This window comes from Xanthomonas sp. NCPPB 2586, assembly GCF_041475775.2.
In the GTDB taxonomy this organism is placed as follows: domain Bacteria; phylum Pseudomonadota; class Gammaproteobacteria; order Xanthomonadales; family Xanthomonadaceae; genus Xanthomonas; species Xanthomonas campestris.
In genome coordinates this window covers 3342742-3363031 of sequence record NZ_CM192981.1, presented here as the reverse complement: position 1 = coordinate 3363031, position 20290 = coordinate 3342742, and the positions used below count along the sequence as shown (strand labels likewise).

Sequence of the window (20290 nt, the reverse complement as noted above, 5' to 3'; positions counted from 1 at the left end):
AATTCATGCACGGCACGGGCAGGGCGCCGCGTGAGGAATAAATGCTGCGGTGCGATAACGTGCCGCACGGCTTGTGCTGCAAGCGTTGACGGCACCAGGTTCGGTCGCTCGTCGCGGCCGCCTGGCTCAATCGGCGGCAGCTTCTTCGCGCAATTGTTCGGCGCGTTCGGCGCCGAGATACGCGCCGATGGCGCGGCGCGCCAGATACAGCAACGGAATCAGCGCGATCGCAAAGCCCATCTTGTAGAGGTAGTTGAGCGTGCTCACGGCCAGGAACTGGTCGATGGACCAATGCTGTGGGCCCAGCACGAAGGCGATATAGATCACCACGAAGCTGTCCACCAGCTGCGACACCGCCGTGGAGCCGGTGGCGCGCAACCACACGTGTTTTTCGCCGGTGGCGCGGCGGATGCGGTGGAACACCGCCACATCGATCAACTGCCCGAACAGAAACGCCACCAGCGAGCCGCCGATGGTCCACAGGCCTTGCCCGAACACCGCCGCAAAGGCGGCCTGGTAGTCCGGCACGCCCTGGCTCTGCGCGGCGGTGACCCACCAGCCGGCCGGTGCCAGCGCGATAGCCGCAAACGCGAACACGAAGCCGTAGCCGATCAGGCCCACCGCCACCCAAGAGATGAAACGCACCCCGCGGCTGCCGAAGAACTCGTTGATGGTGTCGGTCATGATGAACACCACCGGCCACAGCAAGGTGCCGGCGGTGAAGCTGAGCGAGCCGGTTTGCCCGAACAGGTTCCAGTTCAACGGCGCGATGCCGAGGGTGTCTTCCAGCGCAAAGATCTTGACGCCGATGAACTCCGCCAGCGCGGCGTTGACGCAAAAGAACGCCGCCAGCGCGATGAACAGCCGTACCGCACGATCGTCGAGGGTACGCACGTGTGTCATGGCGTCAGCGGTCCGCAGTCCGGGTAAATGGAACGGTCTCCGGCGACACGGCACCGCCGGAAATGATGAAGCTCATCGCCTGGTCCACGGTCCAGTCGGTGGGCGTGAGCAGCTCCACCGGCACGATCTCCAGATAGCCAGAGGTGGGGTTCGGCGTGGTCGGCACATAGACGGCGGCCAGCTCGCGGCCGGTGCCCTGTTCCTTGATCACGCGGGTGACCAAGCCGACCGATTTCATATCGCGATGCGGGAAGTCGATCAGTACCACGCGTTGCGTGCTACCAGGCTGCGTCTGCAGGATGTCCAGCAACTTGCGCGCGCTGTCGTAGACCACGCTGGCCAACGGAATGCGCCGCATGATCGCTTCGAACCAGCGCAGCAGCCGCTGGCCGATCACGCGTCGGCTCAGGACACCCACGAACAGGATCACCGCCACCGTGGCGATCAGCGCGATGGTGTTCTGCACCCACAGCGCCGTGATCCAGCCCAGGTAATGCGGGAACGAGGCCGCGATGCGTCCGGACAAGGGCACCACCCACGGGCTGCTGATGCCCGACAGCAGCGAGAACACGAACTTCACCACCACCCAGGTCAGCCAGACCGGCAGCAAGGTGAGCAGGCCGGTCAGGAAGACCCGTTGCACGGAGGGACGATGCGGAGCAGAGGATTCAGACATGCGCGCATTGTAGGCATTCGCCTGCGGCCGGTGGGTGTGTGGTTCGGCCAGCGCGTGGCGCGTTCGCGTCGGCAGCGTGGTGCGGTACAGCCGCCATTCGGGCAAACGCATCCGGTAGATGGCCCCCGCCAAGATGCCAGCCTTCTCCAGGGAAGGTGGCTGCCATGCTCGCAACATTCTTGCTTGAAATGGGCCCTGCTGTCGGTGGGTGTGGTGGTTGCGTTGCTGGTGGGAGCCTATGCGCTCTCCGCGCGCTGGCCGATCCCGCAGGCCCAGCAGCAGGCGCTGGCGCAACTGCGTCAGCCACGGCCCGCGCCGCCGGCGGGGTCCAATCTGTTTGTCGCGCTGTGGGCATCGCCGTACACGATTCCGAATGAGGAACAGGCAGCGGTGCTGGCGCGCGACCTGCAGCGCTTCCAGCGCACCCCGGTCGCAAGCGGATTTCGCAGTGAACTGAGCCGCTATCCCTGCGCGCCGGCATGGCCGGCGACTGCGCCGCCCAATGCGGTTGGGCCGCGTCCGGATGCCTCGCCCAGGTGCGAGCGCAATCGCGCAGCTATGCGGCTGCGCTGGCGCCACAGGCGCCGTTGCTGGCACGTATGGCGAGTTTCTCGCAGCATGCCTACTATCGCGATCCGTTTCCGCGCCGCATCGACTCGCCGCTGCCGGAACTGCAGGGATTGACGTTGTCGATGACCCAGCACGCGCTGGACTTCGTGCAGGGGCGCCAGGTTCAGGCGGTGGCCGCTGTCTGCAGCGATGCACAGGTGGCGCGCGTGTTGTTGCGCAGCGACGAGAGTTTGATCGTCACAATGATTGGTGGGGCAATGTTACGCGGCAATGCCGACCTGTTTGCGAGCATGCTCAGCGAACTGCCTGTCAACGTGGCCCTGCCGACGCAGTGCGCCAGCGCGTTTGCACCGTTGCGCGTCGAGGACAGCAGCCTGTGTGGCGCGCTGCATGGCGAGGCCAGGATCGTCGATGCGGTATATGCGCAAATGCACGGCGAAATGGACCAACGCGCGCAGCGTTGGTACGACCGCGCTGTGCTGTTTTTCGATGCCGAGCGCACGCGTGCACTGACAGCGCCCAACTACACCTGGGCCTGCAGCGATGCCGTACGCAAGCAGCTGGTGCAGGATGCACGGGTTGACGGCAGTGCCCTGGCGCCGCCGCCTGCGAAGGATGTTGCCTGCGTGGCCAACGCCGTCGGGTGTGTGTTGGCGGACGCCCAGTACAGCGATGGTGGCATTATCAGCGTCAGTTGCAGGACACTGCCGCGGCGATGCGGTTGATTGGCGTGGTGCTGTGGCTACGCGAGCACCCTGATGCGCGCCCGCTCGTGCAGCGCCTGCAGGAGCTCCCGGACGAACCGGTGCGGCCAGCACGTGCCATCACGATTGCAGCGCAAGGGCAGACCGTGCAGGTGCCGCGTTATGCGCGCCATACGCAAGCGATCCTGCAGTTCCCGATGGCCGGCAGTGCCTTGGCGAATCCACCGGCCGTATCGCTGCAGTGAATCGCGGCAGTGCGTGCACTGCGTGGCTTCGGTATCGATGCGTGCAAGCGCGCTGCTGACGCGCACTGCGTGGCGATCACCGCAGCGCCCGTGTTGCTCATCGCCAGACAACGCTGCTGCCGATCACGCAACAACCGCCAGGAATGCTCCGGGCGGCTGCGCGGTGTGATCAGCATCGTGCGGCGGTGCGCCGCGCTTGCCTAGAAGCGGAAGTTCAACCAGCCCATCACGAAAGTGGAGTCGCCGTAGCCGGCTTTTTCCAGTGCCGGGCCGGCCATCAGATGCTCGGCGCGGAAGGTCACCGACCAGTTCGGGTCGATGTTCCAGGTGGCGTTGATGCGCGGCATGGTGCCGATACGGCGCTCGCCGGTGTTCTGCGTGCGTGCGTAGGCGCGTGCCTGGTTGTTGTAGATGGCATCGCTGGTGGTCTGCCGCCACAGGGTTTCCCACTCCAGATTCACGGTGATCTTGGGGGTGGGCGAGAAGGTGAATGTGGGCGCGGCGGTCACCAGATTGACCGGGCCGAAGAACGTGGCCCAGCTGAAATAGATGGTGTTGCCGTAGAGGAAATTGTTGTTGCGCAAGGTGCCGGTGCCGGAGGTGCCACCGCCGCCGGAGGCGATTTCGCTATGGAAGCCCAGGCGCGGTTTCCAGCCGCTGTCGCTCAACGTCCAGGCATTGGAGGTGCTGGCCATGTAGGCGCGCAGGTCGCGTCCGCCGAAGCTGCCGCGCTGCACGGTCACGAACGAATCGGTGCGCAGCTTGCCCACATTGCCCCACAACCGCAGGCCGTAGTAATTGCGGTTTTCTTCGGCGGTCTGGCGGCCCCACACCTGGTTGTCGTTGCGAAATTGATAGAAGAACGGCTCCAGATACATCGGCTTGGCTGTCGGCAGGCGATAGCCCCCCACCACGCCGCGGAAATGCCGCGAGCGGTCGATGCGGTCATCGCCCAAACCCTCGGTGCCATCCAGGTTGAAGTTGAAATCGAACACGTCCACACGTGTCTTCTCGCCGATCGCCCAGGCGCGCACGCCATTGAAGGTCACGAAGATGTCGGTGTTGTCGCGCAGTGCCATCAAGGTGGTCGGCCCGTCCACAAACACCTGGCGGCCAACGCGCAGGCCGAGGTCGGTTTCGGCAACCTGGCCCTTCACGTCGAAGAACACCTGCTGCAGGATCGCGTTGTTTTCCTGCGTGCCGGTCTTGGCGCCTTCATTGCGCCCGTCCAGGCTGCCATGGGCCAGTTCCGTGTAAAGACGGAAGTGCTCGCCCACGTGCAGGTCGGCGCCAAAGAACGCACGGAACAGATACTGCTGCTGCGAGTGGCTGCCCGGAATCAGGCCGGGGTTGGTCACGGTATTGCTGCGCACGCGCAGTTCGTTGTTAAGCGTCAGATACACATCGCCGGACTCGCTCAACGGAATGAACTTGAGCGGATCAAACGGGCTCTTTCGCTTGGAGGGATCTTTCAGATACGACCAGTCTTCGGCCCAGCGCACCTGCCACATGTTGCCGCCCTGCTTGGCCCCCCAGCCCTGCGCTTCCAGCGGATAACCGGTGGGTGCGGGCGGTGCCGGCGTCTTGGCCGGTTCGGCCTGCGGCTGTTCGATCGCGGGCGCGGCTGTCTGCGCCTGCTGCGCAATGCTCACGCCCGAAAGCGACAACCCGATCGCCAGGCACAGGCACTTGGTGGCGCCAAAGGAAGTGTCAGCCATGGACGGCCGTGCCGAACGCGCAAATCGCATCTTGTTACCCCATCAAAAAGTGAAAACCACCTGAGCGAGGTTTATCGGCACAGGGGTCACCGACTGTAGTGGAGCCGTACAGGAAAGGCAGTAACCCAAAGGTTCTAAGCTCATGAACGTACTTGGGTTTGGCAATGCGAGCGCGACAGGGATGGGAATGGGGAATGGGGAATCGGGAATGGGGAATTGCAAAGGCGTGCAGTCGTCGCCTAGGTCGACTGATTAAAAAGAACGCGGGCTCACGCACATAAAGCGCGTGTGCGGCAGAACATCACAAGCGTGGATTTGACTCGCGACTGGCAGATCACGTGCACCGCCGTTGCGATTCCCGATTCCCCACTCCCAATTCCCGGCTACATGACTACCGGCACATTCGCTATACCCAACTTCTACATAGCATTGCCTTCGACCTAGTGCGGAGGTGGCAATGAACGATCCGGATGCCTATCTGAAGAAATTTCAGAAGGAGCTCAGCGCCGGCACGGTGTCGTTGGCGTTGCTGGCGGTGCTGGCCCAGGCCGATGCGCCGCTGTACGGCTACCTCATCGCCAAGCGGCTGGAGCGGCTGGACGGTGTGCTCAGCGGCAAGCAGAGCGCGCTGTATCCGGTGCTGCGCAACCTGGAAGGGGCCGGGCTGTTGCAGAGCCATGTCGAGCCATCGGCGTCCGGCCCGCCACGTCGTTATTACCGCATTACCGAAACCGGGCGTGATTGCCTGCGCGCGTGGACGGCCGCCTGGCGTGCCACCCGCGATTCCGTCGACTCTGTGCTGGAAGGGACCCACTCATGAACACGATTACGCCACCGCGTCCGCTGCCGACCACCATTCCCGATTACCTCACGCAGTTGCGTCACGCGTTGGCCGGCGCTGACCCGGCGATGCTCCAGGACGCGCTTTACGACGCCGAGGAATACCTGCGCGCCGAACTGGCCGAGCAAGCCGGCAAGAGCGAGGCCGAGGTGATTGCCGGTGTGGCTGGCAGCTACGGCGCGCCCGACGAAGTGGCCGAGATCTACCGCGAAACCGAAGTCACAGTGACACGTGCATTGCGCCCGCCACTGCCGCCCAAGCGGAGTTCGTGGATCGGCAGTTTCTTCGGCGTGGCCGCCGATCCGCGTACCTATGGCGCGCTGTTCTATCTGCTGTTGTCGCTGGTCACCGGCGTGTTCTATTTCAGCTGGGTGGTCACCGGTGCCAGTCTGTCGGCAGGGTTGCTGATCTTGATCATTGGCGTGCCGCTGCTGGTGCTGTTCTTCGGCTCGGTGCGGCTGCTGTCGCTGGTGGAAGGGCGGGTGGTGGAAACCCTGTTGGGCGTGCGCATGCCGCGTCGGCCGCCACATCCGGGCATCCCGGGTAGCTGGTTGCAGCGCATCGGCGCAATGTTCACCGACGCGCGCACCTGGAGCACGATGCTGTACTTCCTGCTGATGCTGCCGCTGGGCAGCCTCTACTTCACCGTGATCGTGACCTTGTTGTCACTGTCGCTGGGCTTTGCCGCAGCACCGCTGCTGGCGTTGCTGGATACCGGCGTGCTGTTTTCCTTCGGCGACACGGCGTATGCGAGTGGATGGCTGTCGGTGCCGGTGTGCGTGCTCGGCGTCCTGCTGTTGTTCGCAACGCTGCACCTGGCGCGTGGACTTGGCAGCTTGCACGGCATGCTGGCCAAGCATCTGTTGGTCAAGAGCGGCGAGGGCTGAGTGCATTCGCGCGTGAGGTCGTTTCGCATTCGGCGAAGAGGTGCGATGGCGCTTGCGACGGAAGTGCCGATGCCTGGGTCACCGCGGTGATTGGCGTCGCTGTTGACGTTTTTTGCAGCGACGGCCACGGGCGACCTGCAGTGCAGGGCAGTGATCTACAGTGCACGCGCCGCGAATGACGACTTAGAGCAGCTATCAAAACGACTGCGCAGCCGCCAGGCGGGCGCGGCCAGTGCTCGGAATCGGCATGTACCCGAGTACATTCCGGTTCCTCCGCGCCGTGCGCACCCACCTGACGACTGCTCGCTACGTTTTGTTAGCCGCTCTTAGCCAGCGCCGCTACGATGGTTTGATGGACGCTAGAACCAGGCGATCAGTCTGCAGGCCATGCGCGACCAACCATGCACTGTGAAGCCCGATCGACAGCAGCCAAACGCATGCTGCAGATCAACGCGCTCACGCGGAAGTGTTGCTAGAAAACAGGCATAAAAAAGCGCTCCCGATCGCAAGACCGGGAGCGCCTATGGCGGCGATCAGGCGCGCTTGCCGCGTTTGCGGATCGGCGTGACGGTCGCCGGGTCGCGGCTGCCAACCGGGTCGGCGTCGTAGCGGGCAATGAACTCGCGCACTTGCGGGTACACCACCTCGCGCCAGCGACGGCCGCTGAAGATGCCGTAATGGCCGGCGCCTTCCACCACCAAGTGGCGACGGTGCGCCGCGTCGATGCCGGTGCACAGATCATGCACGGCTTCGGTCTGGCCCAGGCCGGCGATGTCGTCCAGCTCGCCTTCGATACTCAGCAAGGCAGTGTTGCGAATTGCCGACGGCATCACCAGCTGGCCATCCACCTTCCACTTGCCTTGCGGCAGCAGAAATTCCTGGAACACCACGCGGATGGTGTCCAGGTAGTACTCCGACGGCATGTCCAGCACGGCGTTGTATTCGTCATAGAACTGGCGATGCGCCTGTGCATCCTGCAGGTCGCCCTTGACCAGGTCGGTGTAGAAATCCCAGTGCGACATCACGTGCCGGTTAGGGTTCATCGACAGGAAGCCGGCGTGCTGCAGGAAGCCTGGATACACCTGACGGCCATGGCCCGGATACGGGAACGGCACGGTGTGGATCAGGTTGTTCTGGAACCACTCGATGCCGTTTTCGGTCGCCAGGTTGTTGACCTGGGTCGGGCTGCGGCGCGCATCGATCGGCCCGCCCATCATCACCAGCGAGCGCGGGGTGGGCTCATCGTTGGACGCCATCAGCGACACCGCCGCCAGCACCGGCACGGTGGGCTGGCACACGCTCACTACATGCAGGCGCTCGGCACCGATGTGGCGAATGAATTCCTGGATGTAGGCGATGTAGTCCTCAAGCCGGAACGCGCCGGCTTCCAGCGGCACCATGCGCGCGTCCACCCAGTCGGTCACGTAGACCTTGTGGTTACGCAGCAGGGTCCGCACGGTGTCGCGCAGCAGCGTGGCGTGGTGGCCAGACAACGGCGCCACCACCAGCACGGCCGGCTGCTGCTTCATCGTGCCGATCAGCTCGACATGGTCGCTGAAGCGCTTGAAGCGCAGCAGGCGGCAGAACGGCTTGCTCAGCACCTCGCGTTCGATGATGGGCAGCGAGTGGCCATCCACCTCGACATCGTCGAGCGCCCAGGCGGGCTTTTCGTATTCCTTGCCTAGACGATGGAACAGCTCGTTGCTGGCCGCCATGCGCTCGGCGCCCGGGAGCGAGGCCCACAGGCTGTCGGGGTCGGAAAACATCTTGGCGTTCGCCTGGGCCTGATACACCCAGGGGGCTAGCAGATTGCGGGTCAGCTCATGCAGTTGATAAAGCATTCCACCCATCCGTGCGGCTCTTTGCTGCCGCGCAGCATACCCGGTTTGGCGCATTTGCACCTTAATGGGGCTGCGGACGGTAGAGGCCGTCAAGTCAACTGTGCTAACGCGACGCGGCCAGCGTGCGGTCGGGTGGAGTGCGCTGCGGCCCTGCTCAGCTGTGCTCCAGCGCCGCCGCCTCGCCCCGCAACTGCGGCGACAGCCAGCAATGCGAGCCAAGTGCAGTGAAGCCCACGCTGGCGAAGCGGCGCCGGTACCAGCGTGCCGGCCGCGCCTGGAAGCCCTCATGGTCGCCTTCGAAGGCGTCCTCTTCGGCAAAGGTTTCCAGAAAGGCCACCCCGGCACACATCTCGGCCAGGCCGGGAAGGCCCTGGTTGAACTCGCGCGTGGGCACGTAATGCAGCACGTCCGAGCAGATCAGCAGATCCACCGGCGCGCAGGGACGCAACCAGGCAAAGTCGCCGAAGCGGGCCGGGTGGATCTGGCGGCTGCGCCCGTAGCGTTGCACCGCGTACTCGCTGCTATCGAACCCCAGGTACTGCAGCTTCGGGCGCAGCGCCAGCAGTGGTGCACGCCAGGCGGCTTCGCCGCAGCCCACATCGAGCACGGTGCGGATCGGGCGCTCCAGGTAGTACTCGGCCTGGGCCACGGCCAGTGCGACCTTTCGCCGCAGGCGCGCAGGGTCTGCCAGCCCCGCATCGCGGTACCAGCGGGTGAAGTAGGTAGCGTCGTACGGTTTGTCGTCGGGCTTGTGCATGCAGATGCGCTTTCGCGCGAGCGGATAGGTGAAAATGCGGGCCATCCTACGCGAGCCAGCGGAGCCAGCGCATGACCCTGTATTTGTGGATCAAGACCTTCCACCTGTTGTTCGTCATCGCCTGGATGGCCGCGGTGTTCTATCTGCCCCGCATCCTGGTCAACATCGCCGAAGCCGGCACCGACACCGCCGTGCGTGCGCGCCTGGTGCTGATGGGGCGGCGGCTCTACAAATTCGGTCACAGCATGCTTGGGCTGGCGCTGTTGCTGGGCGCGGTGCTGTGGCTGGGTTACCGGGTGATCCCGGACTTCCCCACGATGGTGGCTGGCGGCTGGTTGCACGCCAAGCTGTTTGCCGTCGCGCTGATCCTGGCGCACTACATCGTGGCCGGGCGTTGGTTGAAGGGCGTGGACCAGGGCCGGGCACTGCCCAGCGGGCGCGCGTTGCGCCTGTTCAACGAAGTGCCGGTGGTGTTGCTGGTGGGCGTGATCTGGCTGGTGCTGGCCAAGCCGTTCTGAGGGCGGCTCTGGCGGCGACGTCGCCTGGCCATCAGACTTGGTGATCGATCTTGCGAGAAGACAGATCTGTGGGGCGATCACAACGCATCGCCTTGCCGCACTGACGCGGACAGTGCAACGCAGCGCTTACGCCGTAGTGCCCAACTCGCTCAAGCCCTTGCGCGCCAGCTCGACCCAGCCGCGTTGTTCGCGCTGGTAATGCTTGGGCGAGGCCCCAGCGTGGCGTAGCACCTGCTCGTACATTGCCTTGGCCTGGTCGGTACGCGCGGTGCGCTGCAGCAGCTGTGCATACCGCACGCGCGCTTCTTCGCCCGGGTAGCCCTGCGCCAGCGTTTCGTACTCGTGCAGGGCGGCGTCGATGTCGCCGCTGTCTTCTACCGCACGGGCATACAGCAGGTGCCCATCGTGCGAGCGGAAGGTGGGATTGGCTGCGATCAACGCATCCAGGGTCTGGCGTGTCTGGGCCGGCTGGCCGAGCCCGAACTGCGCCTTGGCCAGCCCGAGCATCAGGTGCGGATCGTCGCGATACAAGCCGCGCAGCGCGCCCTGGAAGTGCTCGGCGGCCTGGGCGTAATCGCCTTGGGCCAGCAGCGTTTCGGCGAGCTGGCGGCGGTTTTCCGGGGTGTCGGCCACGTCCAGGCGGCGCGAGGCGTCGCGCTGTTCGCGTTGCGGGTCCAGTTTGCTACGCACGCGTTCGAGGCTGCGACGCGCGTTCGGGTCGTTGCGCAGGTCTGGAATCACCGCCACGAACACGTAGACCAGCACCGCCAGCAACGAAAACGCCAGCAGCAGGAAGATCCAGTACAGCGGACGGCCGCTGCGCACGACATGTACGCAGCAGGCGGCTTGCAGAACCAGCGACAGCAGCAGGAGAGGGCTCATCGGTGCAAGGATTCCATTCCGTGGCCGCGCATTCGCGCGGCGATCATGACCTGTGACTCAATGCCCTTCGTAGGCGCCGTAGCTGCGCAGGCGCTCGTAGCGTTGCTGCATCAGCGCGTCCACCGGCACTTTTTCCAGCGCGTCCAGTTCGTTGAGCAACACGGCCTTGAGCCGCTTGCCCATCTGTTCCGGATTGCGGTGCGCGCCGCCGGTGGGTTCACGGATCACCTTGTCGACCAGGCCCAGGCCCTTCAAGCGCTTGGCGGTGAGGCCGAGCTGTTCGGCGGCGTCCTTGGCCTTGGCGGCATCCTTCCACAGGATGGACGCGCAGCCTTCGGGCGAAATTACCGAATAGGTGCCGTATTCCAGCATCAGGGTGCGGTCGCCCACGCCGATCGCCAGCGCGCCGCCGGAGCCGCCTTCGCCGATCACCGTGCAGATCACCGGCACTTTCAGCTCGGCCATTTCCATCAGGTTGCGTGCGATCGCCTCGGACTGGCCGCGCTCTTCCGCACCGATGCCGGGGTAGGCGCCGGGGGTGTCGATGAAGGTCAGCAGCGGCAGGCGGAAGCGTTCGGCCAGCTTCATCAGGCGCAGCGCCTTGCGATAGCCTTCCGGGCGCGGCATGCCGAAATTACGCGCCACCTTGCTCTTGGTATCGCGGCCTTTCTGGTGCCCGATGATGACCACCGGGCGGCCATCGATGCGGCCCAGGCCACCGACAATCGCCTTGTCGTCGGCATAGGCGCGGTCGCCGGCCAGTTCCTGGAATTCGTCGCACATGGTGTTGATGTAGTCCAGCGTGTACGGGCGCTGCGGATGGCGCGCCAGCTGCGATACCTGCCAGGCCGACAGGTCGCGAAAAATCTGCGCAGTACGCACGCGCAGCTTGTCGCGCAAGGCACGCACTTCCGCATCGACATTCACTGCAGGGCCGGTGCTGGCCTTGCGCAGCTCCTGGATCTTGGCTTCCAGATCGGCGATGGGTTGCTCGAAGTCGAGGTAGTTAGGATTCATGCAATGGCGTCGTCAACGTAAGGCGGGGAGTGTAGCTGAAGCGGTGTCTGCGGCCCGTACGGGGGCGTTGGGAGAATCGGGAATGGGGAATGGGGAATGGGGAATCAAAGCAGGGCGGCTGGCTGCTCTGCTGTTGCGATTCCCCATTCTCGATTCCCGATTCACTGCGCCCACGGCGGGCTGTACTTGACCTTCAACGTGCGCACGGCCGGGTCGGCGCGCAGGCTGTCCATCAGTTGCTGGTCGATGCGCACCGAGTGGCTGCCGTTGAGGTCGAGCATGCCGGCCACGCCGCCGGCCGGCGAGCGCAGCAGCAGGTCCAGGCGCAGCGGCGTCTTGCCGGGGCGGTGCTTGGCCAGCAACGTGTCGATACGGGACCAGGCTTGTTTCTCGCGCAGATCCAGGCGCAATGACAGCCGCTGCGCGTGGTCGGCGCAGATCTGCTCGTAGTCCCAGCATTGGCGGATGCGCAGGCTGTAGCCGCCGTTGAACTCATCCTCGCGCAGGCCGCCCTTGATGATCAGGATGCGGTCACGGGTGAGCAGGTGGCCGAACTCGGCCATCGCATCGGAAAACGCGCTGCATTCCACCCGGCCGCGGCCATCTTCGAGTTGCACGAACACCTGGCTGTCGCCCTTGCGGCGCACGCCCACCACCTGGCCGGCCAGGATGGCGCTGACTTCAGGACGCCAGGCGCGCTTTTCACCATCGCCGCCTCCACCGCCGCCGCCGCGCTGCTGCGAGGCCAGGATCTTGTCGAGCGCGCTCAGGTCGCAGCCGACCAGTTCGCGCACTTCGTCGCGATGCGGATCGAACGGATGCCCGCTGAGGTAGAAGCCCAGTGTTTCGCGCTCGCCGGTGAGCAACTGGCCCAGCGGCCATTCCTTGCTTTCGGGCAGGTCCAGGCGCATCGCCGGCGCGCTCGGGTCGGGCCCGCCGAACAGCGAGTTCTGGCCGGAGGCACGTTCGCGTGCCATCTGCTCGGTGGCCTTCATCACTTCCGGCAATTGCAGCATCAGCGAGGCGCGGTTCTTGCCCAGCCCGTCCATCGCACCGGCGTTGATCATCGCTTCCAGCGTGCGGCGATTGAGCTTTGCGGTGCCCACGCGCGTGCAGAAATCCAGCAGCGTGGTGTAGGGGCCGTTGCGCAGGCGCTCTTCGACGATGGCCTCGCACGCGCCCTGGCCAACGCCCTTGATCGCGCCCAGACCGTACTGGATGGTGTCGGGGCTGGCGGCCTCGAACATGTAGGCCGACTCATTGACGCGCGGCGGCAGCACGGTGAGGCCGAGGTTGCGCACCTCATCGAGAAAGCCCACCACCTTGTCGGTGTTGTCCATATCCGAGGACAACGTGGCCGCCATGAATTCGGCCGGATAGTGACGCTTGAGCCAGGCGGTCTGGTAACTGACCAGCGCATAGGCGGCGGCGTGCGACTTGTTGAAGCCGTAGCCGGCGAACTTCTCCATCAGGTCGAAGATTTCATCGGCCTTCTGCGCGCTTACGCCGCCCTTGGCCGCGCCTTCGCGGAAAATTTCGCGGTGCTTGGCCATTTCAGCCGGCACCTTCTTGCCCATCGCACGACGCAACAGGTCGGCGCCGCCCAGCGAATAATCGCCGACGATCTGCGCCATCTGCATCACCTGCTCCTGATACACCATGATGCCGTAGGTGTCTTTCAGGATCGCTTCGGTGCGCGGATCGGGATAGATGATGTCCTGCTGGCCGTGCTTACGCGCGTTGAAGTCCGGGATCAGGTCCATCGGGCCGGGCCGGTACAGCGACACCAGCGCGATCAGGTCTTCGAAGCGGTCCGGGCGCGCGTCCTTGAGCAGGCGGCGCATGCCCGAGGATTCGAACTGGAACACCGCACCGGTGTTACCCGAGGCAAACACGCCCTTGTAGGTGGGCGCATCGTCCAGCGGAATGGCGGTGATGTCGACCGGGTCGATGCCGGCACGTGCGTGGCGCACGTTGATCGCCTTCACCGCCCAATCGATGATGGTCAGCGTGCGCAGGCCCAGGAAGTCGAACTTCACCAGGCCGACTTCTTCCACGTCGTTCTTGTCGAACTGGGTGACCGGATTCTTGCCGCGGCCGCCTTCGTCGTGTTCGGCGAACAGCGGGCAGAATTCGCTCAACGGTTCGGGCGCGATCACCACGCCGCCGGCGTGCTTGCCGGCGTTGCGGGTGAGGTCTTCGAGCTGGCGCGCCAGGTCCATCAGGTCGCGGACATCGTCCTCGACCTGGTAGCGCTGGATCAGCTCCGGCGAAGCCATCTCCGAGTCCTTGCCTTCGCCCATCGCGTCCTTGAGCGTGATGCCCAGGATGTTGGGAATCAGCTTGGCCACGCTGTCGACCAGACCGTAAGTGAAGCCAAGCACGCGCCCGGCGTCGCGCACCACCGCCTTGGCGGCCATGGTGCCGTAGGTGATGATCTGGCTGACCCGCTCGCGGCCGTATTTGCGCGCGACGTAGTCGATCACCTCGTCGCGGCGGTCCATGCAGAAGTCGATGTCGAAGTCGGGCATCGACACGCGCTCTGGATTCAAGAAGCGCTCGAACAGCAGGTTGTACGGCAGCGGGTCCAGATCGGTGATCTGCAGCGCCCACGCCACCAGCGAGCCAGCGCCGGAGCCGCGGCCCGGGCCGATCGGGATGCCCTGGTTCTTTCCCCACTGGATGAAGTCGGCCACGATCAGGAAGTAGCCGGGGAAGCCCATCTTGATGATGGTGTCCAGCTCGAATTCGAGCCGGTCAACGTAGTCCTGGCGGGTCTTGCCGGGCGCGATCGGATTCTTTTCCAGGCGCGCGGCCAGACCGTCGCGCGACTGGCTGCGAATCCAGCTGTCCAGGGTTTCGTCTTCCGGCACCGGGTAGGCGGGCAGGAAGTAAGTGCCCAGGCGCATTTCGATGTTGCAGCGCTGCGCCAGCGCCAGCGTGTTGTCGATGGCGTCGGGCACATCGGCGAACAGCGCGGCCATTTCCTCGCTGGACTTGAGGTATTGCTGGTCGCTGTAGTCGCGCGGGCGCTTGGGGTCGTCCAGCACGCGGCCGGAGGAAATGCACACGCGCGCTTCGTGCGCTGCAAAGTCGCTGGCATACAGAAAGCGCACATCGTTGCTGGCGACCACCGGCAGGCCGCGCACGCCAGCCGCATGCAGCGCGAACTGGTTGAAACGCTCCTCGCCCTCGCGGCCGGTGCGGGTCAGTTCCAGGTGCAGGCCGTCGCCGAACACACGCTGCCAGTCGGCGAGCTGCTGCTCGGCCAGGTCGGCGCGGCCTTCGGCGAACAGCCGCCCGGCCAGGCTGTCGCGGCCGGCCAGGGCGAACAGGTTGGCATGCCCGGCCTGCAGCCATTCGGGGTGGATCGCCACGCCGCCTTCAGGGCGGTGGCCTTCCATCCAGGCGCGGGTGAGCAGCCGCGACAGGCTCAGGTAGCCTTCGCGGTCGCGGCACAGCAGGGTCATGCGCCAGGGCGTCATGTCCGGCGTGGCGATCATCACGTCGGCGCCGGCGATGGGCTTGATGCCCACGCCTTCGGCGGCCTTGTAGAACTTGACCAGGGCGAACAGGTTGTTCAGGTCGGTGACCGCCAGCGCGGGCAGGTCGAGTTCGACCGCGCGGCTCAGCAGGTTGGCCTGCTTGGCTTTTTTCGGGTCAGCCTGATCCGGTTTCTCGGGCACGCGGATGGTGGAATCCGCCAACGAGAACTCGGTGTGGACGTGCAGATGGACGAAGCGAGAAGTGGACATGCGAGACCGGAATAATGCGCGGTCAGGGTAGCGACGGCGGGCGGGTGGAACAAGGCTTGACAGCATGGTTCACGCGCCGCGCCCAGGCGGGGCAGGGGCTGGGCGGCGCGGGTGGTTCAGGCGGCGGCGGGTTGCGCCGGTGTGCAGGCGGGTGGATGCGCAAGCTGCGTGGCGAGCGCGAGAGCCTCGTAGTGGCGACCCGGCGACCGGCGACCCGGCGACCGGCGACCGGCGACCGGCGACCGGCAGACGGCAATGGATCGGCTTACTCGGCCAGCAGCAGTCCGTCGGCAGGCGCGCAGGGCACGTCCCAGGCGGTTTGGGCGGTCTCCAGCCCCAGGGCGCGGCGCACCGGGGCGAAGCTGCGCCGGTGCTGCGGGCACGGCCCGTGGGTCTGCAGGGCTGCCAGATGGGCCGGAGTGCTATAGCCCTTGTGCAGGTCGAAGCGGTATTCGGGGTGCTGCGCATGCAGCTCGCGCATCAGCCGGTCGCGGGTGACCTTGGCCACGATCGAGGCCGCCATGATGGCGCGGTCCAGTGCATCGCCGCCGATCAATGCCTCGGCCGGGAAGGGCAGCCCTTTGGGCACCCGGTTGCCGTCGATGCGCGCGAACCCGGCCACGTGTGCCACGCCTTCTACCGCACGGCGCATGCCCAGCATGGTGGCCTGGTAGATGTTGATGCGGTCGATCTCTTCGCTGTCGATCAGCACCACCGACCAGGCCAGCGCGCGGTCGACGATGCGGGCATACAGCTGCTCACGGCGCTCGGCGCTGAGCTGCTTGGAATCGTCCAGCCCGTTGATGCGCGGCTTGGCCGGGTCGAACACCACCGCAGCCACGGCCACCGGCCCGGCCAGCGGACCACGGCCGGCTTCGTCGACGCCGGCAATGAGGCGGGAATCGGGAGTCGGGAATGGGGAATCGGTAAACAGCGCGTTCTGCGCCGCCGGAACGACGATCGCGCGGTCGGAGCTTGAGCGCGTCATGACCCCGCTCCTCCCGATTCCCGATTCCCGATTCCCGATTCCCGCTGCGTCAGCAGCTCAGCCACCGCCTCGGCCGCGCGCGCCGAGGCGTCCTGGCGCAGCTGCGCATGCAGGGCCAGATAGCGTGACTGCAGGCCGGCGACTTTTTCCGGGTGCTTGAACCAGTCCAGCAGGGCCACGCACAGGCGCTCCGGGGTGCAGTCGTCCTGCATCAGCTCCGGCGCCAGGTCTTCGTTGGCCAGGATGTTGGGCAGGGCATAGCGGTTGACCTTGAGCAGGCCCAGCGTCTTGACGATGCGGTAGGTGAGCGGCGCGACCTTGTAGCCCACCACCATCGGCCGCTTGACCAGCATCGCTTCCAGGGTGGCGGTGCCGGAGGCCAGCAGCACCACGTCGGCGGCCAGCATCGCGGTGCGCGCCTGGCCATCGAGCAGGTGCGAGCGCATCACCGGCAACGAACTGCGCGACAACTGCTCGGCCAGCAACTGCTTGCAGCCCGGATTGGCGGCCGGCACCAGCACGTGCAGGTTGGGCAAATGCTCGGAGACCAGCCTGGCCGCCTGGAAGAAGGTGTCGCCCAGCCGGCTGATTTCGCCATGCCGGCTGCCTGGCAGCACCGCCAGCACGGTGCTGGAGGTCGACAGCCCCAGCTTGGCGCGTGCGGCCTCGCGGTCGGCCTGGTAGGCAATGGCATCGGCCATCGGGTGGCCGACGAAGCGCGCATCCACGCCGTGCCTGGCGTAGATCGGCGGCTCCATCGGGAACAGGCACAACACCAGGTCGGCGCTGACGCCGATCTTCTCGGCACGCTTCTCGCGCCAGGCCCACACCGAGGGGCTCACGTAATGCACGGTGCGCACGCCGCGCTGCTTGAGCCAGCGTTCCACCGGCAGATTGAAGTCGGGCGCGTCGATGCCGATGAAGACATCCGGCTTCCACGCCAGCACGCGCTCGCGAAAGGCGCTGCGCAATTTCAGCAGGCGCGGCAGATGCCGCAGCACTTCGGTCAGGCCCATCACCGCCAGCTCGCTGGCGTCGAACCAGGTCTGGCATCCGGCACTGCGCATCGCATCGCCGCCGATACCGACGAATTCGGCATCGGGATAGCGGCGGCGCAGTGCGTCAATCAAGCCGGCACCGAGGATGTCGCCGGATGCTTCGCCGGCGATCAGGGCGATACGTGGAGCGCGCATGCGCGCGCCGGGAATCGGGAGTGGGGAATGGGGAATCGATGCGGCATCCGGGACGGAGACGGCCGCGCCAACGTGCGCACCTGCACCGTGTTCCGGTTCCCGATTCCCGATTCCGGTCATCGCAGCAGCGGCCGTTCCGCCGCCTCGATGAACTCGAGCAGCCCTCGCACGTCGTCGCTGTCGCGGGCCTGTTCGGCCAGCTGCAGCTTTGCTTCGGCCAGCGGCAGGCCGGCCACATACAGCGTGCGGTAGGCGCGCTTGATTGCGGAGATCCGCTCGGCATCGAAGCCGCGGCGCTTGAGCCCTTCGCTGTTGATGCCGCGCGGGCGGCCCAGCGAGTCGCTGCCCACCATGGTGAAGGGCGGCACGTCGCCATTGGTCAGCGCGCCCATGCCCAGGAAGGCGTGCGCGCCGATCCGGCAGAACTGATGCGCGCCGGCAAACCCGCTGATGATCACGTAGTCGCCCACGGTGACGTGGCCGGCCAGCGTGGTGTTGTTGGAGAACACGCAGTGATTGCCGACGTGGCAGTCGTGCGCCACGTGCGTGTAGGCCAGCATCCAGTTGTCGTCGCCGACCACGGTGATGCCGCCGCCGCCGCCGGTGCCGCGGTTGATGGTGACGAACTCGCGGATCACGTTGCCGTTGCCGATCACCAGTTCGGTGCGCTCGCCGGCGTACTTCTTGTCCTGCGGTTCGCCGCCGATCGCGGCGTGGCCGATGAAGCGGTTGTTGCTGCCGATCCGGGTAGGCCCGTGGATCGAACAATGCGGCCCCACCTCGGTGCCGGCGCCGATCTCCACGTCTGCGCCGATCAGCGAAAACGCGCCGACGCGCACATCGCTGGCCAGCCGCGCCGCAGGGTCGATGACAGCGGTGGGATGAATCAAGGGTGCCTGATCACGCATCGTCTCACCTCCAAAAACGGGTTATTCCCTGGCGCCGGCGCACATGACTTCGGCACTGGCCACGATTTCGCCGTTGACCTTGGCTTCGCCGTAATAGCATCCCATGTTGCGGATCAGGCGCTTCATCTGCACCTCCAGGATCAGCACATCCCCCGGCACCACCTGCTTGTTGAAGCGGGCGTTGTCGACCTTGACCATGTAGAACAGCTTGGACAGCGCATCGCGGCCCAGGCCGAGCTGGGTCATCACGCCGCCGGCCTGCGCCAGCGCTTCGATGATCAGCACACCCGGCATCACCGGACGGGTCGGGAAGTGCCCCTGAAAGAACGGCTCGTTGATGGTGACGTTCTTCTGCCCGACGATGCGCTTGGCTTCCAGGTCCAGCTCGATGACGCGGTCGATCAGCAGGAACGGGTAGCGGTGCGGGATCAGCGTCTGGATCTGATTGACGTCGATCGGCAGCTCGTAAATGGGGTGACTCATTGGTTCTCCTTGCCCACAGCCAGAATGCGCCTTGCCAGCGCATCGAGTTGTTTGAAGCGCGCGGCATTCTTGCGCCACGTGCGATTGTCGGTGAGAGGGGTGCCGGACGAGTACTCGCCGGGCTCATGGATGGAATTGCGCACCACCGACTTGCCGGTGATGACCACCTTGTCGCAGATCTCCAGATGGCCAACCACGCCAACGTGGCCGCCCAGCAGGCAATAGCGGCCGATCTTTGCGCTGCCGGCGATACCGGTGCAGCCGGCGATCGCACTGTGCGCGCCGATGCGGCAGTTGTGCGCAATCTGCACCAGGTTGTCCACGCGCACGTCTTCTTCCAGCACGGTGTCTTCCAGCGCGCCGCGGTCGATGCAGGTGTTGGCGCCAATTTCGCAATCGTCGCCGATCACCACGCCGCCCAGCTGCGGCACCTTGATCCAGTGGCCAGCGTCCATCGCCAGGCCAAAGCCGTCGGCGCCGAGCACCGCGCCGGGATGCACGCGCACGCGCTTGCCCAGGCGAACACGGGTCACCAGGGTAACGCGGGCAATCAGTTCGCATCCGTCATCGACCACGCAGTCTTCGCCGATGATGCTGCCGGCGCCGATCACGCAACCATCGCCCACGCGGCTGCCCGCGCCAATGCTCACAAACGGGCCGACATGCGCAGTTGGCGACACGGTGGCGGTCGGGTCGATCACCGCGGAGGCATGGATGCCGGGCGCACGCACCGGCGCGACATCGAATAGCGCGGCGATCTTGGCGAATGCGGTGTACGGGTCCTTGGCAACCAGGGCTGTGCCCTGCGCAGACTCGGCATCGTCAGCGCGCAGGATCACCACTGACGCCTGCGTTTCGGCTAACTGCGGGCGATAGCGCGGATTGGCCAGGAAGCTCAGCTGCCCTGGTCCCGCGTGCGCCAGGGTGGCGACACCGCTGACTTCGGTGGCGCCATCGCCGACAACGGTCAGACCAAATTGCGCGGCAATCTCACTGGCGGTCAAACGCATCAGGTGAACCTCTTCTAAACATGAAGGCGCTGGTTTTACGAAAAGAAAACGCAACCAACAAGTGACTAAAACTCCGGGCGTATCCCTTGCGTGGTCGCAATCGTGCGGCACACCTAGGAAGAAGCATATGAAAACTGTCCTCTCCGTCTTCGGAAGCCTGGTCCTGCTGGGTGCGGTCAGCACCGCCTCCGCGTATGACTTCTCGGAACAGCAAGCCAATGCGCAGAGCCTGTGGGACCAGCAGGTCCAGTGCGTCAACAGCTCCGATTGGAGCGGCACCGCCGACTGCCTGGGCACCGTGTGGAGCAACTACCTCAGCACCTACTGAGTCAGTGCCGAAAACAGACCTGGTGTAAACAAACAATGGCGGCCCGAGTAGTCGGGCCGCCATTGT

The 20290-nt window shown here is 65.4% G+C and carries 17 protein-coding genes, 1 other RNA gene and 1 pseudogene; 6 read left to right on the top strand and 13 right to left on the bottom strand.

Going from position 1 to position 20290, the window contains the following annotated elements; translation table 11 throughout:
- Nucleotides 1-126: 126 nt before the first annotated feature.
- Both ACCQ09_RS14580 and ACCQ09_RS14575 read right to left on the bottom strand, forming a co-directional pair.
- On the bottom strand, nucleotides 127-903 hold the full coding sequence (locus ACCQ09_RS14580; RefSeq protein ID WP_228428044.1) for a queuosine precursor transporter: 777 nt from the start codon (nucleotides 901-903) through the stop codon (nucleotides 127-129).
- Nucleotides 904-907: 4 nt separating this feature from the next.
- Nucleotides 908-1579 carry a DUF502 domain-containing protein gene (locus ACCQ09_RS14575; RefSeq protein ID WP_011036539.1) on the bottom strand — a complete coding sequence of 224 codons (672 nt, stop codon included), beginning with the start codon at nucleotides 1577-1579 and terminating at the stop codon, nucleotides 908-910.
- Nucleotides 1580-1738: 159 nt separating this feature from the next.
- On the opposite strand from ACCQ09_RS14575, the pseudogene ACCQ09_RS14570 reads away from it, so the two are divergent.
- Nucleotides 1739-3098, top strand: a pseudogene (locus ACCQ09_RS14570) (hypothetical protein).
- A gap of 200 nt (nucleotides 3099-3298) precedes the next feature.
- Here ACCQ09_RS14570 and ACCQ09_RS14565 read toward each other — a convergent pair.
- On the bottom strand, nucleotides 3299-4846 hold the full coding sequence (locus tag ACCQ09_RS14565; protein ID WP_040941563.1) for an alginate export family protein: 1548 nt from the start codon (nucleotides 4844-4846) through the stop codon (nucleotides 3299-3301).
- Nucleotides 4847-5273: 427 nt separating this feature from the next.
- Between ACCQ09_RS14565 and ACCQ09_RS14560 the strand changes: the two genes are divergently transcribed.
- From ACCQ09_RS14560 to ACCQ09_RS14550, 3 genes are all read left to right on the top strand, one after another.
- Nucleotides 5274-5636: a PadR family transcriptional regulator gene (locus ACCQ09_RS14560; protein ID WP_016944172.1), complete on the top strand. Its 363-nt coding sequence runs from the start codon at nucleotides 5274-5276 to the stop codon at nucleotides 5634-5636.
- Nucleotides 5633-6544 carry a sensor domain-containing protein gene (locus tag ACCQ09_RS14555; protein WP_228428040.1) on the top strand — a complete coding sequence of 304 codons (912 nt, stop codon included), beginning with the start codon at nucleotides 5633-5635 and terminating at the stop codon, nucleotides 6542-6544. Before ACCQ09_RS14560 ends, ACCQ09_RS14555 begins: the two co-directional genes overlap by 4 nt.
- Nucleotides 6545-6791: 247 nt before the next feature.
- Nucleotides 6792-6866, top strand: a non-coding RNA gene (locus ACCQ09_RS14550) — sX9 sRNA.
- Between the two features lie 211 nt (nucleotides 6867-7077).
- On the opposite strand, the gene ACCQ09_RS14545 is transcribed toward ACCQ09_RS14550, so the two are convergent.
- Nucleotides 7078-8385 carry a polyhydroxyalkanoate depolymerase gene (locus ACCQ09_RS14545; RefSeq protein ID WP_228428038.1) on the bottom strand — a complete coding sequence of 436 codons (1308 nt, stop codon included), beginning with the start codon at nucleotides 8383-8385 and terminating at the stop codon, nucleotides 7078-7080.
- A 154-nt stretch (nucleotides 8386-8539) separates the two neighbouring features.
- Nucleotides 8540-9187 (bottom strand): methyltransferase, encoded by a 648-nt coding sequence (locus tag ACCQ09_RS14540; protein WP_115572751.1) that lies wholly within the window; start codon nucleotides 9185-9187, stop codon nucleotides 8540-8542.
- Between the two features lie 26 nt (nucleotides 9188-9213).
- On the opposite strand from ACCQ09_RS14540, the gene ACCQ09_RS14535 reads away from it, so the two are divergent.
- Nucleotides 9214-9660 (top strand): CopD family protein, encoded by a 447-nt coding sequence (locus ACCQ09_RS14535; protein WP_011036547.1) that lies wholly within the window; start codon nucleotides 9214-9216, stop codon nucleotides 9658-9660.
- A 126-nt stretch (nucleotides 9661-9786) separates the two neighbouring features.
- On the opposite strand, the gene ACCQ09_RS14530 is transcribed toward ACCQ09_RS14535, so the two are convergent.
- From ACCQ09_RS14530 to lpxD, 8 genes are all read right to left on the bottom strand, one after another.
- Nucleotides 9787-10542, bottom strand: a complete 756-nt coding sequence (locus ACCQ09_RS14530; RefSeq protein ID WP_228428036.1) for a tetratricopeptide repeat protein — start codon at nucleotides 10540-10542, stop codon at nucleotides 9787-9789.
- A 57-nt stretch (nucleotides 10543-10599) separates the two neighbouring features.
- Nucleotides 10600-11559 carry an acetyl-CoA carboxylase carboxyltransferase subunit alpha gene (locus ACCQ09_RS14525; RefSeq protein ID WP_011036549.1) on the bottom strand — a complete coding sequence of 320 codons (960 nt, stop codon included), beginning with the start codon at nucleotides 11557-11559 and terminating at the stop codon, nucleotides 10600-10602.
- Nucleotides 11560-11720: 161 nt separating this feature from the next.
- Nucleotides 11721-15314: a DNA polymerase III subunit alpha gene (gene dnaE / locus ACCQ09_RS14520; RefSeq protein WP_040941559.1), complete on the bottom strand. Its 3594-nt coding sequence runs from the start codon at nucleotides 15312-15314 to the stop codon at nucleotides 11721-11723.
- Between the two features lie 265 nt (nucleotides 15315-15579).
- Nucleotides 15580-16302: a ribonuclease HII gene (rnhB, locus tag ACCQ09_RS14515; RefSeq protein ID WP_012438820.1), complete on the bottom strand. Its 723-nt coding sequence runs from the start codon at nucleotides 16300-16302 to the stop codon at nucleotides 15580-15582.
- Nucleotides 16299-17615 (bottom strand): lipid-A-disaccharide synthase, encoded by a 1317-nt coding sequence (gene lpxB / locus ACCQ09_RS14510; RefSeq protein ID WP_228428034.1) that lies wholly within the window; start codon nucleotides 17613-17615, stop codon nucleotides 16299-16301. The genes rnhB and lpxB overlap by 4 nt, the downstream gene beginning before the upstream one ends.
- Nucleotides 17612-18403 carry an acyl-ACP--UDP-N-acetylglucosamine O-acyltransferase gene (gene lpxA, locus ACCQ09_RS14505; RefSeq protein ID WP_011036553.1) on the bottom strand — a complete coding sequence of 264 codons (792 nt, stop codon included), beginning with the start codon at nucleotides 18401-18403 and terminating at the stop codon, nucleotides 17612-17614. The genes lpxB and lpxA overlap by 4 nt, the downstream gene beginning before the upstream one ends.
- Before the next feature lie 21 nt (nucleotides 18404-18424).
- Nucleotides 18425-18886 carry a 3-hydroxyacyl-ACP dehydratase FabZ gene (fabZ, locus tag ACCQ09_RS14500; RefSeq protein WP_011036554.1) on the bottom strand — a complete coding sequence of 154 codons (462 nt, stop codon included), beginning with the start codon at nucleotides 18884-18886 and terminating at the stop codon, nucleotides 18425-18427.
- Nucleotides 18883-19896, bottom strand: a complete 1014-nt coding sequence (lpxD, locus tag ACCQ09_RS14495) for a UDP-3-O-(3-hydroxymyristoyl)glucosamine N-acyltransferase (protein ID WP_040941557.1) — start codon at nucleotides 19894-19896, stop codon at nucleotides 18883-18885. Before lpxD ends, fabZ begins: the two co-directional genes overlap by 4 nt.
- 127 nt (nucleotides 19897-20023) lie before the next feature.
- Between lpxD and ACCQ09_RS14490 the strand changes: the two genes are divergently transcribed.
- Nucleotides 20024-20224: a hypothetical protein gene (locus ACCQ09_RS14490; RefSeq protein ID WP_011269917.1), complete on the top strand. Its 201-nt coding sequence runs from the start codon at nucleotides 20024-20026 to the stop codon at nucleotides 20222-20224.
- The last annotated feature ends 66 nt before the right edge of the window (nucleotides 20225-20290 follow it).